Origin of the sequence: Streptosporangium brasiliense (assembly GCF_030811595.1) — a bacterium.
Taxonomy (GTDB): Bacteria; Actinomycetota; Actinomycetes; order Streptosporangiales; family Streptosporangiaceae; genus Streptosporangium; species Streptosporangium brasiliense.
In genome coordinates this window covers 5077167-5092094 of record NZ_JAUSRB010000002.1, presented here as the reverse complement: position 1 = coordinate 5092094, position 14928 = coordinate 5077167, and the positions used below count along the sequence as shown (strand labels likewise).

Below are 14928 nucleotides of genomic sequence, written 5' to 3'. Positions count from 1 at the left end.
TCGTCATCGTGAGCGGATGTCCCCGGCGTGCGGTGCGCTCGTTATCGTGAGCGAGTGTCCCCCGCTCTCCAGACCCGCCTGTCCCCCGCTCTCCGCAGCCGTCTGCCGGCCGCGCTCGCGGCCGTCGCGACCGTCGCCGCGGGGCTCACGGTCCGCGCGGTCACCGGCGGCTGGTTCGCCAAATACGCCGGTGACGCCCTCTACACCGTGCTCGTCCACACGCTGATCGTGCTGGTGCTCCCCCGGGTCCCGCCGGTCCGCGCCGCGATCGGCGCCCTGGCGTTCAGCTGGGCGGTCGAGTTCGCCCAGCTCACTCCCGTCCCGGCCGCCCTCTCGGAGGCCAGCGTGCTGGCCAGGCTGGTGCTCGGCAGCACGTTCGGCGCCGCCGACCTGGCCGCCTACGCCGTCGGGGCCGCTCTCGCGGCGGCGGCGCACGCCCTCCTCCGCCCGGATCCGTCACGCCGGGCCGGTGCCCGGCCGGCCGTATCATTTCGAGACCATGCCTGAAGGACACACCATTCACCGCCTGGCCGCGCAGCATCGGCAGGTGTTCGGCGGCGGGGCCGTGCGCGCCGAGAGCCCGCAGGGCAGGTTCGCCGCCGGGGCCCGCCAGATCGACGGGCGGGTGCTCCAGGAGACGGACGCGCACGGCAAGCACCTGCTGCTCGGCTTCGACGACGACCGCTGGCTCCACGTGCACCTGGGCATCTACGGCAGATACCCCTTCGGCCCGGCTCCGGCGCCTCCGCCGACGGGTGCGGTACGGCTGCGCCTGAGCAACGCCGAGGAGTACGCCGACCTGCGCGGGCCCAACGTCTGCGAGCTGCTGGACCCCGCGGCCAAGAGGGCGTTGCACGACCGGCTCGGGCCCGACCCGCTGCGCGCCGACGCCGACCCGGAGGCGGCCTGGCGGCGGATCAGTCGTAGCCGCACCTCCATCGGCGTCCTGCTGATGGACCAGTCGGTGGTCGCGGGCGTGGGCAACATCTACCGCGCCGAGGCGCTGTTCCGGCAGGGTGTCGACCCGTCCCGGGCCGGCCGCGACCTCACCCGCGGGCAGTGGACGGCCATCTGGGCGGACCTGGTGGCGCTGATGGCCGACGGCGTGCGGGTGGGGCGGATCGACACGGTCAGGCCCGAGCACACGCCCGAGGCGATGGGGCGTCCGCCCCGGGTCGACGACCACGGCGGTGAGGTCTACGTCTACCGGCGCACGGGCATGCCGTGCCTGCTGTGCGGGACCGAGGTCCGCACCGAGGTGCTCGCCGGCCGCAATCTCTTCTGGTGCCCGGGCTGCCAGCCGGTGTGATCACAGCAGGCGTGCGGCCGCCTCGACCGAGGCTCGGCCCGCGGGGACCAGCGGGAGCCGGACCGACGCGGTGGGGATCAGGCCCCGGGAGTGCAGCACTCCCTTGATCACCGTTGGGTTGGGCTCGGCGAACAGGCTCGCCGACATGACCGAGAGCCGGTGGCCCAGCGCGCGGGCGTGGGCGACGTCGCCGGAGCGCCAGGCCTCCACCAGCTCGACGAACCGGCCGGTGTGCAGGTGGGCCGAGGCGAGGATGCCGCCGGAGGCGCCCAGCGCGAGCAGCGCGGAGAAGAAGGGGTCGTCCCCGGCGAGCACCGCGAAGCCCTCCGGCAGGTCGGCCAGCAGGGTGACGGTGTCCTGGTCGACGCCGCCGACCGCGTGCTTGACCCCGGCCACCATGGGCAGCTCTCCCAGTCGGCGCAGGGTGGCCGCGCCCACCGACTGCCCCGTCCGGTAGGGGATGTTGTAGACGATCAACGGCACCGGGCTCTGCTCGGCCAGCACGCCGAAGTGGGCGAGCACCCCGGCCTCGGACGGGCGGACGAAGGACGGCACCGTGACCAGCGCGGCGTCCGCCTGGTCCTTGAGCGCGCGCAGGGCCTCGACGGAGGAGCGGGTGTCACTGGACCCGGCACCGACGACCAGCGCCGTCCCCCGCTCCCGGCACACCTTCGCGCAGACCTCGACGACCGCCCGCCGTTCCTCCTCGGCGAGCATGGCGACCTCGGCGGTGGTGCCGAGCGCGACCAGCCCGGCCGCCCCCTCGTCGAGCACAGCGCGCGCCAGGCCCTCCAGCGCCTCCACGGCGACCTCGCCGTCCTCGCCGAACGGGGTGATCAGGGGAACGTAAACACCGCTGAATGTCATGCTCCAAGCCTTGCCGCCACCGACCGTGCAGGTCCAGTTCCCGTTTCTTCCGAAACCGTTAAGCTGAACTGATGCTCGATGTGCGACGCCTCCGGCTGCTCCGCGAACTGTCCTACCGGGGCACGATCGCCGCGGTCGCCGAGGCCATGACGTTCACCCCCTCGGCCGTCTCCCAGCAGCTCGCGGCGCTGGAGCGGGAGGCCGGGGTGGCGCTGCTGGAGCGGACCGGCCGCCGGGTGACGCTCACCCCCGCGGGGGTCGCGCTGGTCGGGCACGCCGAGGCCGTGCTCGAACGGCTGGAGCAGGCCTCGGCGGAGCTGGCGGCGGCGCACACGGGCCTGGTCGGGGCCATCAGGGTCGGCGCCTTCCCCACCGCCACCCGCACGATCCTGCCCGCCGCCCTGGCCGCTCTGGCCCGTGACCATCCCGGGCTGGAGCCGATGGTGGACGAGATCGACCCCGCCGAGGTGGCCCCCCGGCTCCGGACGGGCGACCTGGACGTCGCCCTCGTCCACGAGTACGACTTCGTCCCCGCCCTCCCCGACCTCGCCCTGGACACCGAGCCGCTGCTGGAGGAGCCCATGTATCTCGCATCCGGTGACGGCGGCGACTCCCCGTTGCCGCCCGGCGACCCCGGCGACTGCCTGGTCCGGCGGCGCGACGCGTCCTGGATCGTCGCCAAGCCCGGCACGCTCTGCCACGCGATGACGGTGCGGGCCTGCCAGGCCGCCGGGTTCGCCCCCAGGATCCGCCACCACATCGACGACTTCGCCACCGTGCTGGCGATGGTCGCGGTCGGCCAGGGCGTCGCGCTGGTGCCGGAGCTGGGGGCGGCCGACCCGCCCGGCGGCGTCCGGCTCACCGAGCTGCCGATGCGCCGCCGCACCCAGGTCGCCTTCCGCCGGGGGGCCGCCTCCCACCCGGCCGTCGCCGCCTTCACCGCCGCGCTGCGCTCCTCGCTGCCCGGCGGCCGTCATCCGCGGCCCACCGGCCGGGCGACGGCCGGGTAGCCGCAGGTGGAGCCTCCGCCGCCCGGCCGGGGAGGGGAGGCCGTCACGTCACCCACGTCACATCAGCGTGCGCGCGGTCCAGAGCTCGGGGAAGATCTCCCGCCGCATGCTCCGCTCCAGCCAGCTCAGGCCGCTCGACCCGCCGGAGCCCGGCTTGGCCCCCATCGACCGGCGCACCGCCATGAGGTGCCGGTAACGCCAGTCGGAGAACTGCTCGGCCAGGTCGGTCAGCGCGTCGGCCAGCGGCGCGAGCGGCCCGCCGTACACCTCGACCCAGACCGCCTCGACCTCGGAGCGGGGCTCGTAATCGGCGGCGTGGTCGCGCTCCAGCACCGCCCGCGGGATCGCGTGGCCCTGCCGGGCGAGGAAGGCGAGCACCGAGTCGTACAGGCTCGGCCGGGCCAGCGCCTCGACGAGCTCCCGGTGCGCCTCGGGGTTGCGGCGGTGCGGGCGGATGAGCGCCTCGGACTTGTTGCCGAGCAGGAACTCCACGTGCCGGTAGAGCGCCGACTGGAAGCCCGACGCCTCGCCGAGCGCGTCGCGGAACTGGTTGAACTGCGCGGGAGTGAGCCAGCTGAGCGAGGCCCACGCGGCGTTGAGCGCCTCGAAGTGGCGGACCGTACGCTTGATCGTCACGGTCGCCGCGGCGGCGTCGTCATCGTCGAGCTGGCGCTGGGCCAGCTGCCACTCCGAGCGGAGCAGGCCGAAGTAGAGCTCCATCACCTGGGTGGTGACCAGGAAGGCGAGCTCCTCGGGGGCGTCGGTGACGGTGCGCTGGAGCCGGTGGAGGGTGGCGGTGCCGACGTAGTCGTCGTACGGCGTGGCCGCGTCGAACCCGAGCGTGGGCAGTCCATCGTTGGCCGCGGCCCGTTCCTGCCGGTCTCGCTCGCTGAGCTGCCTGGTGCTGGTCATCGGTTACTCCTTGAGGTTGTTCACCTCCATGGTCGTCCGTATTGATAAGTCCGGAAATAATACGGACAAGGCGTTTATCGGCTCCAGCCTTCGGAACGGAAGGCGTTGGGCCGATCCGGTTATGGGATGACGGAGCGTGACATGGACGCTATGGACTGGGCACTGCTGGCCGAGCTGCAGGGTGACGCGCGGCTGTCCTACAGCGAGCTGTCTCGGCGGGTCCACATGTCGGCCCCGGCGGTGGCCGAGCGGGTGCGGCGGCTGGAGGAGACCGGAGTGATCACCGGCTACCACGCGCGGGTCGACCCGGCGCTGGCCGGGCGCGGGGTGGCGGCGCTGATCAGGATGTCGTGTTACGGGCCGCGCTGCGTGCTCCGCGACGAACAGGCGCTGGCCTGGCCGGAGATCCTGGAGGTCCACCGGGTGACCGGCGACACCTGCTGCCTGCTGCGGGTGGCCGCCTCCTCGATGACGGCCTTCGAGGAGCTGATCGACCGGCTCGCGCCGTACGGTCACCCGTCGAGCATGATGGTGCTCTCCAGCCCGGTCCCCTGGCGCCCGCTCTCCCCCGCCTAGCGATCCTCGGCACCGCCCTACTTGATCAGGGTGTTCGCGACGACGATGCACAGGCCCAGCAGCATGTCGACGCATCCCACCCGGCACGCGTTCGCCCAGGAGCCGCCTGCGGACCGGGAGGCCCACGCCCCCCAGCCGAAGAGCGTGAGCGCGTTGAACACCAGGATGACGTCGACCGCGGTGTACTCGTGCCACCAGCCCGCGTAGGCCGCCAGCAGCGCGCCGACGGTAGGCAGGGCGGCCATGACCAGCGGCCACTCCTTCAGCACCGACCGGACGGCGTAGACGGGGACCGCCTCGTCGGCGGCGGTGTGGCGGGCGATGGCGTGCGCGTAGCCGTGGGCGGCGGCCGCCGCGAGCGCCGAGATCAGCACCCACAGCGCGTCGTATCCGGGGTCGGGAGGGGTGGTGACCCGGTCCAGGGCGGCTGCCACGCTGCTGGCCAGGACCGTGCCGTAGACGCCGCCGAACAGCAGCCGCTCCGGCGGCCGGTAGCGGCGGATCAGGCGTAGGACGGCCCGCAGGTCGCGGGGGCCGGGACGGTCGCGGCTGTCAGGCATGCTCTCGCTCGCCGATGGGGACTGGGCACCACCAGACCTATCAGCTCCCCGGCCCTGGCGGGCGCACCCTCGCCGCCCGGACCAGCGGATTCATCCGCTGCCCGGACCGCCGGCGGGCTCCCGCGCGGCACCGGGGCGCCGGCTCACCCCGTGGCCCGGCTCTGCTCCCGGCCCGGTGCCGCGGCGCCCGCTCCGGCCGGCCGCACGCCCACCGACCCCAGGCCCAGCATGGCGATCTCGACGCCTCTGCGAGCCGCCGCCCATGTCCGGGCCGGCGGGTCGCCCCGGTCCAGGCCGACCATGATGGCGAGCTTCATCGCCCCGATGAGCGCGCCGACGGCGGCGGCGGCCTCGACGAGGTCGATGTCCTCGGGGTAGACCCGGTGGAGCGCCTCGGCCATCTGGAGCTGGGTGTCGAACAGCAGTCGCAGCGCGCGCGCCTGGAGCGCCGGGACCGACATGATCAGGCGGACGCGGAGGGGGTCGAGCTCCATGACCGCGTCGCGCTCCGCCATGCGCATGCCCATCTCGGCCACGCGGAGCAGGATCTCGACCACGCTCTCCTCGGCCCGCCGTTGCGCGATCATCTCGATGATCGCGTCGACCCGCGCCTGGCCGTCGAAGAAGAGCACGTCCTCCTTGCTGGCGAAGTAACTGAAGAACGTCCGCGTCGAGATGTCGGCCGCCGCGGCGATCTCGGCGACGGTGGTCTCCTCGTAGCCCTTCTCCTCGAACAGGCGCAGGGCCGCCTCGATCAGCGCGCGGCGGGTGCGCAGCTTCTTGCGTTCCCGCAACCCCAGACCATCCACCATGCACGTACTTTACTGCATCCGGAGTTTTTCTTCACCCATTGCAAATTTACATCTGATGTTGTTTGGTGGGGGATGGAAGAACAGTCGTCTACCTGCGAGGAGCTGCGCCATGACCGAGGCCCCATCCCGCCCGGTGACCTTTCCCCTCGTCCGCGAACACCCCTTCGACCCGCCCGGGGAGGCGCTGCGCTGGCAGCAGCAGGGCGCGCTCCACCGGATGACCTTCGCCGACGGGCATCTGGGCTGGCTGGTGACCGGCAACGCCGCCGCGCGGGCCGTGCTCGCCGACAACCGCTTCAGCAACCGCACCGAGCTCAACCATCCGCCGGTCGCCCACCCGCTGTTCCAGGAGGAGGACCGGCGGACGCTGCCGGGATTCTTCCTGCGGATGGACGCGCCCGAGCACACCCGCTACCGGCGGCTGCTGACCGGGCAGTTCACGGTGCGGCGGATGCGGCAGCTCGAACCCAGGATCGAGAAGATCACCTCCGACTGCCTGGACGCCATGGAGGGGAGCGCCCAGCCGGTCGACCTGGTGCAGTCCTTCGCCCTGCCGATCCCGTCCCTGGTGATCTGCGAGCTGCTCGGCGTGCCGTACGCCGACCGCGAGCAGTTCCAGCGGGATTCGGCGGCGCTGCTGAACCTCGACTCCTCGGCCGAGCAGATGGCCGCGGCGCTGGCCGACCTCATGGCCTACCTGCACGGGCTGGTGCTCCGCAAGCGGGCCGAACCGGCCGACGACCTGCTCGGCTCCCTCGCCGCGGGCGGGGAGCTCAACGACGAGGAGCTCACCGGCGTCGCGGTGCTCCTGCTCGTCGCCGGCCACGAGACGACCGCGAACATGCTCGCGCTCGGCACCTTCGCGCTGCTGCGCAACCCGGACCAGCTCGCCCTGGTCCGCGACGACCCGGCGGTGGCCGAGAGCGCCGTCGAGGAGCTCCTGCGCTATCTCACGATCATCCACATGGGCCCGGTCCGGACCGCGCTGGAGGACGTCGAGCTCGACGGCCGATTGATCAAGGCCGGGGAGTCGGTGGCGTTCTCGCTGCCGGCGGCCAACCGCGATCCCGAGCGGTTCGACGATCCCGGTACCCTCGACGTCACCCGGCCTCCGACGGGTCATCTCACCTTCGGCCACGGCATACACCAGTGTCTGGGCCAGCAACTCGCCCGGGTCGAGATGCGCATCGCCTATCCGGCGCTGCTGCGCCGCTTCCCGGGCCTGCGCCTGGCGGTGCCTCCGGAGGAGGTGCCCATGCGTTCCAATATGACCATCTACGGCGTGCACCGGCTCCCGGTCACCTGGTAGGAGAACGGATCATGAAGATCAACGCGGACACCGACCGCTGCGTCGGAGCCGGTATGTGCGCTCTCACCGTGCCGGAGGTCTTCGACCAGAGCGAGGAGGAGGGCACCGTGGTCCTGCTGCAGGCCGACCCGCCCGCCTCCATGGACGCGGCGGTCCGCCGCGCCGTGCACCTGTGCCCGTCGGGAGCCCTATCCCTGGCCTGACGGCGCGGGATCGGTGGCCTGCGCGGCGCGCGGGCCGTCCCCGGGCCCGCGGAGCGGGTCCGGGGACGTGCGGTCGGCGATCACTCCGGCCGTCGCGCGCCAGATCGGGGAGGCGGGATCGATGACGTCGAAGTGGTCACCCGACATTTCGAGGTAGGTCACCTCGTCACCCGAGGCCTGGGCGGCCCGCGCGTAGCGCCTGCCCAGGTCGACCAGGTCGAGGTCGTCGCCGCCGCCCTGCACGATGAGCTGGGGCACGCCCAGGGGGAGCCGCTCCATCGGGCTGGAACGCCGGTAGACCTCGGGCGCCTCGGCCGCGGACCCGCCGAGCGCCGCGGCGACCGCGCCGGAGCTGAGCTGCCTGCGGTCGCCCTCCACCAGGTCGAGCACTCCGGCCAGGGAGACGGCCAGTGTGATCCGGGGGTCGTCGGCGGCGGCGCGGAGGGCGAGCTGCCCGCCCGCCGAGTGGCCGATCGCCACGACCGGCCCCGGCGTGCTCCCGGCCGCGAGGGCGATCGCCCGGGCGACGTCCTCGGTGGTCGCGGCCCAGCCGTGCAGATCGGGACGGCGGTATTCGAGGTTCCAGGCGGCGAACCCCCGCTCGGCCAGGTCGACGCAGAGCGCGTCCATCAGGTCCGCGCCCCAGATCGAGCGCCAGTAGCCGCCGTGCAGCAGCACCGCGACGGGCGGAGCTGCGCCGTCCCCGTGCGGCGGCCGCACCTCCGCCCACTGGTCGGGGTGGTCGCCGTAGGCGATCCGCCGCGCCGGCCACCGCAGCCGGTGCACGGCATGCCTGATCGCCCACGTCAGCCCCCAGATCCCCCGTCCGTGCAGGTGGGCGCCCGCCGGGTCGCGGGCAGGAGGGCCGGGGGCGACGGATCTCTCCAGGTCCAGCCAGACCGCGCGGGGGTGCCCGGAGACCAGGCTCCGGGCCTCGGGTCCGGGGCCGGGGAGGACGACGAGGGCGCCGGGGAACTCCAGCGCCGCCCGCAGAGCGGGCAGGTCGGAGGCCGGGGAGACCTTCCCGTTGACACCGAGGGCGGCGAACTCGCGGTCGGCCACCTCCGTGAGGAGCCGGAGGTCGGCGACCAGGCCCGGGCCGGTGGTCACGAGCACGTTGGGGACCGGAGGGATCATTCACTTATTCTGCTCCATCCCTCACCGGATCCCTCACCGGCCATGACGGCGGCCGTGAGCACACGCCGGGGACCGTCCCCCGCCCGCCTCCGACCCGTCCCCGCCCTCGGTCCCGCCCGCCGTTCCGCCTGGCGGCACCACCCGCCGTTCCGCCTGACGGCACCACCCGCCCCCTGACCGGGAGTAAAGCGACATTTGCCGTCTTTGGCATAGTTGTCGGACAGAACGATCTCTAGCCCTGGGACTCCTGAGGCGTTAGCGTCTGCGCATGCGTCACGTTCAGATCTCCGGTAAGAGACTCGGGCTGAGAGAAGTCACGGCCGAGGACGTGGACGCGCTGCACGCCGTCTACGGCGACCCCACCGCCACCGAGCATCTGCCGTTCGACCCGCGCACCCACGAGGAGGTCGAGGAGATAGTCGCCCAGGCGCTGGAGGCGGCGCAGGCCGAGCCCCGGCGACTGTACGTGCTCGCGGTGATCGATCTGGACGGCGACGAGGCCATCGGCGTCGCCCGGCTGCACATCGAGGCCGACCACCCGCACAGCGCGGAGATCGGCCTCGGCCTCCGTCCCGACCACTGGGGCCGGGGCATGGGCACCGACCTGATCCGGCTGATGCTGATGTTCGGCTTCCGGCACCTGCGCCTGCACCGCATCTGGGGAGCCCGCTCCCCCGCCAACACCGCCGCCCAGCTCGCGATGCTGGTCGCCGGGATGGTCGAGGAGGGCAGGATCAGGCACCACGTGCGGGCCCGCGGCGCCTGGCGCGACTCCATCGTCCACTCGGCCCTGGAGGACGAGTGGGAAGGCCACCGGGACGTCTGACCCGGCAGGTTCCCCGGCACCCATCGGGACGGCGCCCCGGCCGGGAAGGTCATCCCCGGTGCCCGCCGAACGTCCACACCCAGACCGTCATGGCGACGACACCGCCGAACAGCGCCATGCCCAGCGGGACGTGCAGCGCGGTGCCGCCGGCGCCGCCGAGCGCGGACTGGGCGAAGCCGGCCAGCAGCAGGACCAGGCTGGCGAGCGCGGGCCGGCCCGGTCCCCGGCCCGGCCGCCAGAGCAGGACGGCGACCACGAGCTGGGCCAGGCCCAGCAGGTGCACGGCCGCCGCGCCGGCGCCGTGCGCCCCGGCGGCGCCGCCGCTCAGCAGCTGTCCGGCGGTCACCGCCTGGACCAGGACCGCCACCCCGTACAGCGCGCTGACGGCCCGCAGCACGACGACTGTGCGGTCCGCCTGAACGACCTCGGACACCACCGGAGCCACCTCTTCCTCGGGAACGATCTCGCCCCAGGGTCCCGTGCTCCCCCGGCCGTGGCATCCGACGCTCGTCGCAGACCCGGCTACTCCGCTCGGCGTACCCGCCCCTCGGGCGCGTACCCGGATGCCCGGCCCGTGCCCCAGCGGCCGGGGGACAGCCCGGCGGAGGGCGGTCCCGGACACCGCTCCGCCGCCCTGCGCGACGGGAATCCCCGCCTGCGGGGATGTCGTGACGGAATTGCGGCCATTTTTCACTACAAAGTGAGCAAAATGGGCCTAGAGTCCGCGCATGTGAGTGAGAGTTCCATCCTCCCAGTGCGCGGACGCGCCGTCCGGCCCTCCGGCCGGCACCGCAGGCCCGTGCCCTCCCAGCTCCCGCCCGAGGCACCCGCGCTGGTGCTGGCCGCCCTCGGTGACGCGACAGGCGCCGTCGCCGAGCTAGCGGCCCTGATACGGGGGGACAACCCGCAGATCGAGGTCCGCCTGGCCGGTCTCGGCGAGGACGGCAAAGCGCTGACCGCCGAGCTGGAGGCGGCCGCCCGCGAGCGCCCGGGGGACGGCGTCGCCGCCATCGTGGTGCCGATCCTGACCGGCCCGCACCCGGTCGCCGACCGGCTGATCGCCACCGCCGTCGAGACGAGCGGGGCGTCGGTGACGGTCACCGACCACCTCGGCCCGCACCCGCTGCTCGCCGAGGCCCTGCACATCCGGCTCGCGGAGAAGGACCTGGCCAGAGCCGACCGGATGCGGCTGCTCAACGTCTCCAGCCCGGTCGACGCGGTCATCCTCGTCACGGTCGGCGGCGAGAACGCGGCCTCGGCCGCGCAGCCGACGGCGGTGCTGCTGGCCTCCCGCCTGACGCTCCCCGTGGTGGTCGCCTCCCTGGACAGCGCGCCGAGCGTCGCCGAGGCGGCCGAGCGGATGCGCCAGATCGGCGCCCAGCGCATCGCCCTGTCCCCGTGCGCCGTCGGCCCGGAGATCGATCCCGGCCTGGTCGCGGGGGCGGCGGCGGAGATCGGGGCCGAGTGCGCCGATCTCCTCGGCGCGCACGACCTCATCGCCGACCTCGCCGCCCGTGCCTACGGGAGCGTCCTGGCCGAGGACTGACGTGGGGCTCCCTCTGGCGGGTGGCGGGGATCCGCGCCCCTCAGAGGGACCGGCCCGGGGCCCGGCGGCCGGGCCCGCCGCACGCCGTGCCCGGAGCACGGTGGACCGCGCTCCGGGCAGGACCCGTGCGCCGCCGGGCCTCAGCCCTCCAGCCAGACGTAGCCCGCGAAACGGCCGGTCCGGTGGTCCCTTCGGTGGGAGAACAGGTCGGGGGTCTCGATGGTGCAGCGGGTGTCGTGGGTGACCTCGCCGACGCCCGCCTTGGCGAGCTGCGAGGTGATCGCGGCGCGCAGGTCGAGGGCGGGGGTGTCCTGGCGGGTGATCGACCACGCCTCGGGGATGACCGCCGCGACCTCCGCGCGCAGCTCGGCGGGGACCTCGTAGCAGCTTCCGCAGGCCATCGGACCGATCAGGGCGGTCATCCCCGCCGGGTCGGCGCCGCGCCCGGCCATCGCCGCGACCAGCGCCGGGACCACTCCGAGGACGGTGCCGACCCGGCCGGAGTGCGCCGCCCCGACCAGACCGGCCCGCGGGTCGGCCAGCAGGACGGGGGCGCAGTCGGCGCAGAGCGCGGCCAGGCCGAGACCGGGCACGTCGGTGAAGACCCCGTCCAGCGGCGGCGGGTCGTCGCCGAACGGCTCACTCACGTATCGGACGTCGGCGCTGTGGACCTGCCGCATGAACACGACCCGCTCCAGGCCGAACTCGGCCGCGGTCCTGGCCCGGTTCGCGGCGACCGCCCCGGGGTCGTCGCCGCACAGGCCCCCGAGGTTGCGGCTGCCGTACGGCTCGGCGCTGACGCCGCCGTGGCGATCGGTGATCCTCATCTGAAAGCTCACGGCCCGACCCTACCCGCCCCAGGAACCGTCTTCTCGGGACGTACGTTGCATGAGTACGCAGATCCCCGAGAGATTGCGAGCGACATGGCACAGGTCGTGTACGACCGGAAGGAACAGCTCCAGCAGATCGAGAGCGGGCTGATGCCCGGTGAGCAGATCATCGCCGTCTACGACGCCATCGGCGCGGGGACCGGCTTCCTGGGCCTCACCGACAAGCGTGTGATCGTGCAGGACAAGTCCTTCGTGGGCAAGAAGATCGCCATCACGAGCATCCCCTACGGGAAGGTCTCAGCGGTCAGCGTGGTGAGCAACAAGTCCATCGCGGGCTCGTTCTTCTCCTCCGGTGCCATCGCCATCCACGTGGGCACCCACACCTACGAGGTGGAGTTCCGGGGCGACAACAAGGCCCACCACGTGCACAACGTGATCCTCCACTTCATCTCGTAGGCCCGGGCGGCCCCGTCCCGTGGGCCCGGACGGCGGCCCTCGCCGCCGCACGGTCAGGGCCGGGCGACCGACCGGTAGAGGTCCATGGTCCGCTCGGCGATCCGCGGCCAGGAGAAGTGCTCCACGGCACGGACCCGCCCGGCCCTGCCCATCTCCGCGGCCAGCGCCGGATCGGCCAGCAGCCGGTTGACCCGCCCGGCCAGGTCCGCGGCGAACCGCTCGGGGTCATCGGGGGTGCCGTCGGCCGCGGACTGGTCGATCGGGACCAGCAGGCCGGTCGAGCCGTCGGCGACGACCTCGGGGATGCCCCCGGTGGCGGTGGCCACGACGGCCGTCTCGCAGGCCATGGCCTCCAGGTTCACGATGCCCATCGGCTCGTAGATCGACGGGCAGACGAACACGGTCGCGTGGGTGAGGATCTGGATCACCTCGGGCCGCGGGAGCATCTCCGAGATCCAGACGACGCCGGCCCGGTCCAGCCCCTGGACGAGCGCGGTGACCTCGGCGGCGATCTCGGGGGTGTCGGGCGCGCCCGCGCAGAGCACCAGCTGGGCGTCGGGGTGGAAGTCCCGGGCCGCGTGGAGCAGGTGGACCAGGCCCTTCTGCCGGGTGATCCGCCCCACGAACACGACGTAGGGCCGGCCGGGGTCGATGCCGTGCCGCTCCAGGACGCCGGTGCCCCGGTCGGGGGCGTACTCGCCGGTGTCGATCCCGTTGTGGATGACCGTAACTTTTTCCGCCGGTATCTCCGGGTAACTGGTGAGCACGTCGCGCCGCATCCCCTCCGACACGGCGATGATCGCGTCCGCGCTCGCCAGCGCGCTCCGCTCGGCCCATGATGACAGTGTGTAACCGCCGCCGAGCTGCTCGGCCTTCCACGGCCGCAGCGGCTCCAGGCTGTGCGTGGTCACCACGTGCGGCGTGCCGTACAGCATCTTGGCCACGTGACCCGCGAAATTGGCGTACCACGTGTGGCTGTGCACCAGGTCGGCGCCCGCGCAGCCGGCGGCCATCTCCAGGTCCACGCCCAGGACCTGGAGCGCGGCGTTGGCCGTCGCCAGCCCGCCGGGCACCTGGTACGCCTCGACGCCCTGCTCGGACCGTAACGCTCCGAAGCAGCGGACCCGGGTGTCGGCCAGCCGGCGCAGCTCCCGGGCGAGGTATTCGACATGGACTCCGGCGCCGCCGTACACCTCGGGCGGGTACTCACGGCTCAGCAGATCAACGCGCATGTGATCAGCGTAGTGTTTCAGTCCTGCGCACCAGGTTAAGGTCCTGGTATGAGAGTCCTCGCGATCGTGCTCGCCGGCGGTGAAGGCAAGCGACTGATGCCGCTGACGGCTGACCGGGCCAAGCCCGCAGTGCCGTTCGGGGGGATATACCGGCTCGTCGACTTCGTGCTGTCGAACCTGGCCAACGGTCACTATCTGCAGATCGTCGTGCTGACACAGTACAAGAACCACAGCCTCGACCGGCACATCTCCCGAACCTGGCGGCTGTCGGCGATGCTGGGCAACTACGTCACGCCGGTCCCCGCCCAGCAACGGCTGGGGCCGCACTGGTTCTCCGGGTCGGCCGACGCCCTGTTCCAGAACCTGAACCTGATCTACGACGAGATGCCCGACCACGTCATCGTGTTCGGCGCCGACCACATCTACCGGATGGACCCCCGGCAGATGGTGGAGCAGCACGTCGAGTCCGGCGCAGATGTGACCGTGGCGGCGATCCGGCAGCCGCTGTCGCTGGCCGACCAGTTCGGGGTGATCGAGACCGACCCCGCGGGACGGCGGATCGTCGCCTTCCGCGAGAAGCCCAAGAACGCGGTGGGCCTGCCGGACGCCCCCGACCAGGTGTACGCCTCGATGGGCAACTACGTCTTCAAGACCCAGGCGATGCTCGACGCGCTCCGGGAGGACGCGCTCGACCCCACCAGCAAGCACGACCTGGGCGGCAACATCATCCCGATGATGGTGAAGGCGGGCAGCGCCGAGGTCTACGACTTCGCCGACAACATCGTGCCGGGCTCCACCGAGCGGGACCGGGGCTACTGGCGGGACGTCGGGACCCTGGACGCCTACTACGAGGCCCACATGGACCTCATCTCGGCGCACCCGGTCTTCAACCTCTACAACAGCCAGTGGCCGATCTACACCGGCCACGACCCGCTCCCGCCGGCGAAGTTCGTGCACAACGAGGGCGACCGGGTCGGCCGGGCGGTCGACTCGCTGGTCTCCGCCGGCGTGATCGTCTCCGGCGGCCTGGCCGAGCGCTCCATCCTCTCCCCGGGCGTGGTGATGCACTCCCACTCCGTGGTCGAGGACTCGGTGCTGATGGGCAACGTGAAGGTGGGCCGGGGCGCCATCGTCCGCAAGGCCATCATCGACAAGAACGTGATCATTCCGGACGGCGCCCGGATCGGCTTCGACCTCGAATACGACCGCAGCCGTTTCGCGGTGACCCGCAACGGCATCGTGGTCATCGGCAAGAACGAGATCGTCGAGCGGTGAGCCCCGTCCCCGCCCGGTGAGCCACCGGGCGGGGAGGTCTCCCCCCCCCCCCCCCCCCCCCCGACGGC

The 14928-nt window shown here is 72.8% G+C and carries 18 protein-coding genes; 10 read left to right on the top strand and 8 right to left on the bottom strand.

The genetic code is table 11. The features are described from left to right. Nucleotides 1–54: 54 nt before the first annotated feature. Together J2S55_RS31850 and J2S55_RS31845 are read left to right on the top strand one after the other, a co-directional pair. On the top strand, nucleotides 55–507 hold the full coding sequence (locus J2S55_RS31850; RefSeq protein WP_306868479.1) for a ribosomal maturation YjgA family protein: 453 nt from the start codon (nucleotides 55–57) through the stop codon (nucleotides 505–507). Then, nucleotides 500–1309 (top strand): Fpg/Nei family DNA glycosylase, encoded by an 810-nt coding sequence (locus J2S55_RS31845; RefSeq protein WP_306868478.1) that lies wholly within the window; start codon nucleotides 500–502, stop codon nucleotides 1307–1309. Before J2S55_RS31850 ends, J2S55_RS31845 begins: the two co-directional genes overlap by 8 nt. Here J2S55_RS31845 and J2S55_RS31840 read toward each other — a convergent pair whose 3' ends face one another. Beyond that, complete coding sequence (locus tag J2S55_RS31840; RefSeq protein ID WP_306868476.1) at nucleotides 1310–2176, bottom strand: 4-hydroxy-tetrahydrodipicolinate synthase family protein; 867 nt, start codon at nucleotides 2174–2176, stop codon at nucleotides 1310–1312. It abuts the gene before it with no gap. A 71-nt stretch (nucleotides 2177–2247) separates the two neighbouring features. Here J2S55_RS31840 and J2S55_RS31835 point away from each other — a divergent pair, with 71 nt between their 5' ends. Further along, nucleotides 2248–3186 (top strand): LysR family transcriptional regulator, encoded by a 939-nt coding sequence (locus J2S55_RS31835; protein WP_306868474.1) that lies wholly within the window; start codon nucleotides 2248–2250, stop codon nucleotides 3184–3186. A 57-nt stretch (nucleotides 3187–3243) separates the two neighbouring features. Here the strand turns inward: J2S55_RS31835 and J2S55_RS31830 are convergent, their stop codons facing one another. Then, complete coding sequence (locus J2S55_RS31830; RefSeq protein WP_306868473.1) at nucleotides 3244–4098, bottom strand: tryptophan 2,3-dioxygenase; 855 nt, start codon at nucleotides 4096–4098, stop codon at nucleotides 3244–3246. 141 nt (nucleotides 4099–4239) lie between these two features. On the opposite strand from J2S55_RS31830, the gene J2S55_RS31825 reads away from it, so the two are divergent. Continuing rightward, a complete protein-coding gene (locus J2S55_RS31825; RefSeq protein ID WP_306868471.1) occupies nucleotides 4240–4674 on the top strand; it encodes an Lrp/AsnC family transcriptional regulator in 435 nt (144 codons plus the stop codon). A gap of 17 nt (nucleotides 4675–4691) precedes the next feature. Here J2S55_RS31825 and J2S55_RS31820 read toward each other — a convergent pair whose 3' ends face one another. Continuing rightward, nucleotides 4692–5234, bottom strand: a complete 543-nt coding sequence (locus tag J2S55_RS31820; protein ID WP_306868469.1) for a hypothetical protein — start codon at nucleotides 5232–5234, stop codon at nucleotides 4692–4694. A gap of 143 nt (nucleotides 5235–5377) precedes the next feature. Continuing rightward, the gene (locus tag J2S55_RS31815) at nucleotides 5378–6046 is read right to left on the bottom strand and encodes a TetR/AcrR family transcriptional regulator (protein WP_306868467.1); all 669 of its coding nucleotides are present in this window, start codon (nucleotides 6044–6046) and stop codon (nucleotides 5378–5380) included. 109 nt (nucleotides 6047–6155) lie between these two features. Between J2S55_RS31815 and J2S55_RS31810 the strand changes: the two genes are divergently transcribed. Continuing rightward, nucleotides 6156–7355: a cytochrome P450 gene (locus J2S55_RS31810; RefSeq protein ID WP_306868465.1), complete on the top strand. Its 1200-nt coding sequence runs from the start codon at nucleotides 6156–6158 to the stop codon at nucleotides 7353–7355. 11 nt (nucleotides 7356–7366) lie between these two features. Further along, nucleotides 7367–7558 (top strand): ferredoxin, encoded by a 192-nt coding sequence (locus J2S55_RS31805; protein WP_306868463.1) that lies wholly within the window; start codon nucleotides 7367–7369, stop codon nucleotides 7556–7558. Here J2S55_RS31805 and J2S55_RS31800 read toward each other — a convergent pair. Further along, nucleotides 7544–8695 carry an alpha/beta hydrolase gene (locus tag J2S55_RS31800; RefSeq protein WP_306868461.1) on the bottom strand — a complete coding sequence of 384 codons (1152 nt, stop codon included), beginning with the start codon at nucleotides 8693–8695 and terminating at the stop codon, nucleotides 7544–7546. The two genes, J2S55_RS31805 and J2S55_RS31800, sit on opposite strands and share 15 nt — an antisense overlap. A gap of 268 nt (nucleotides 8696–8963) precedes the next feature. Between J2S55_RS31800 and J2S55_RS31795 the strand changes: the two genes are divergently transcribed. Then, on the top strand, nucleotides 8964–9521 hold the full coding sequence (locus J2S55_RS31795; RefSeq protein WP_306868460.1) for a GNAT family N-acetyltransferase: 558 nt from the start codon (nucleotides 8964–8966) through the stop codon (nucleotides 9519–9521). 49 nt (nucleotides 9522–9570) lie between these two features. On the opposite strand, the gene J2S55_RS31790 is transcribed toward J2S55_RS31795, so the two are convergent. Continuing rightward, nucleotides 9571–9954 (bottom strand): hypothetical protein, encoded by a 384-nt coding sequence (locus J2S55_RS31790; RefSeq protein WP_306868458.1) that lies wholly within the window; start codon nucleotides 9952–9954, stop codon nucleotides 9571–9573. Nucleotides 9955–10275: 321 nt separating this feature from the next. Between J2S55_RS31790 and J2S55_RS31785 the strand changes: the two genes are divergently transcribed. Continuing rightward, entirely contained in the window at nucleotides 10276–11067 is a 792-nt protein-coding gene (locus J2S55_RS31785) for a sirohydrochlorin chelatase (RefSeq protein ID WP_306868456.1), read from the top strand. A gap of 140 nt (nucleotides 11068–11207) precedes the next feature. On the opposite strand, the gene pgeF is transcribed toward J2S55_RS31785, so the two are convergent. Then, a complete protein-coding gene (gene pgeF / locus J2S55_RS31780; protein ID WP_306875641.1) occupies nucleotides 11208–11894 on the bottom strand; it encodes a peptidoglycan editing factor PgeF in 687 nt (228 codons plus the stop codon). Nucleotides 11895–11990: 96 nt separating this feature from the next. On the opposite strand from pgeF, the gene J2S55_RS31775 reads away from it, so the two are divergent. Further along, a complete protein-coding gene (locus J2S55_RS31775; RefSeq protein ID WP_306868455.1) occupies nucleotides 11991–12353 on the top strand; it encodes a PH domain-containing protein in 363 nt (120 codons plus the stop codon). Nucleotides 12354–12406: 53 nt separating this feature from the next. Here the strand turns inward: J2S55_RS31775 and glgA are convergent, their stop codons facing one another. Continuing rightward, nucleotides 12407–13585 carry a glycogen synthase gene (gene glgA / locus J2S55_RS31770; protein WP_306868453.1) on the bottom strand — a complete coding sequence of 393 codons (1179 nt, stop codon included), beginning with the start codon at nucleotides 13583–13585 and terminating at the stop codon, nucleotides 12407–12409. Nucleotides 13586–13633: 48 nt separating this feature from the next. Here glgA and glgC point away from each other — a divergent pair, with 48 nt between their 5' ends. Further along, the gene (gene glgC, locus J2S55_RS31765) at nucleotides 13634–14860 is read left to right on the top strand and encodes a glucose-1-phosphate adenylyltransferase (protein ID WP_306868451.1); all 1227 of its coding nucleotides are present in this window, start codon (nucleotides 13634–13636) and stop codon (nucleotides 14858–14860) included. Nucleotides 14861–14928 lie beyond the last annotated feature (68 nt).

Bases quoted from the DNA above. Each gene is read 5' to 3' on its own strand.
- glgC (WP_306868451.1), top strand. From the start codon at position 13,634: ATGAGAGTCCTCGCGATCGTGCTCGCCGGCGGTGAAGGCAAGCGACTG.
- J2S55_RS31775 (WP_306868455.1), top strand. From the start codon at position 11,991: ATGGCACAGGTCGTGTACGACCGGAAGGAACAGCTCCAGCAGATCGAG.
- glgA (WP_306868453.1), bottom strand. From the start codon at position 13,585: ATGCGCGTTGATCTGCTGAGCCGTGAGTACCCGCCCGAGGTGTACGGC.
- J2S55_RS31840 (WP_306868476.1), bottom strand. From the start codon at position 2,176: ATGACATTCAGCGGTGTTTACGTTCCCCTGATCACCCCGTTCGGCGAG.
- J2S55_RS31800 (WP_306868461.1), bottom strand. From the start codon at position 8,695: ATGATCCCTCCGGTCCCCAACGTGCTCGTGACCACCGGCCCGGGCCTG.
- J2S55_RS31815 (WP_306868467.1), bottom strand. From the start codon at position 6,046: ATGGTGGATGGTCTGGGGTTGCGGGAACGCAAGAAGCTGCGCACCCGC.
- J2S55_RS31795 (WP_306868460.1), top strand. From the start codon at position 8,964: ATGCGTCACGTTCAGATCTCCGGTAAGAGACTCGGGCTGAGAGAAGTC.
- J2S55_RS31845 (WP_306868478.1), top strand. From the start codon at position 500: ATGCCTGAAGGACACACCATTCACCGCCTGGCCGCGCAGCATCGGCAG.
- J2S55_RS31820 (WP_306868469.1), bottom strand. From the start codon at position 5,234: ATGCCTGACAGCCGCGACCGTCCCGGCCCCCGCGACCTGCGGGCCGTC.
- J2S55_RS31835 (WP_306868474.1), top strand. From the start codon at position 2,248: ATGCTCGATGTGCGACGCCTCCGGCTGCTCCGCGAACTGTCCTACCGG.
- J2S55_RS31805 (WP_306868463.1), top strand. From the start codon at position 7,367: ATGAAGATCAACGCGGACACCGACCGCTGCGTCGGAGCCGGTATGTGC.
- J2S55_RS31830 (WP_306868473.1), bottom strand. From the start codon at position 4,098: ATGACCAGCACCAGGCAGCTCAGCGAGCGAGACCGGCAGGAACGGGCC.
- J2S55_RS31825 (WP_306868471.1), top strand. From the start codon at position 4,240: ATGGACGCTATGGACTGGGCACTGCTGGCCGAGCTGCAGGGTGACGCG.
- pgeF (WP_306875641.1), bottom strand. From the start codon at position 11,894: ATGAGGATCACCGATCGCCACGGCGGCGTCAGCGCCGAGCCGTACGGC.
- J2S55_RS31810 (WP_306868465.1), top strand. From the start codon at position 6,156: ATGACCGAGGCCCCATCCCGCCCGGTGACCTTTCCCCTCGTCCGCGAA.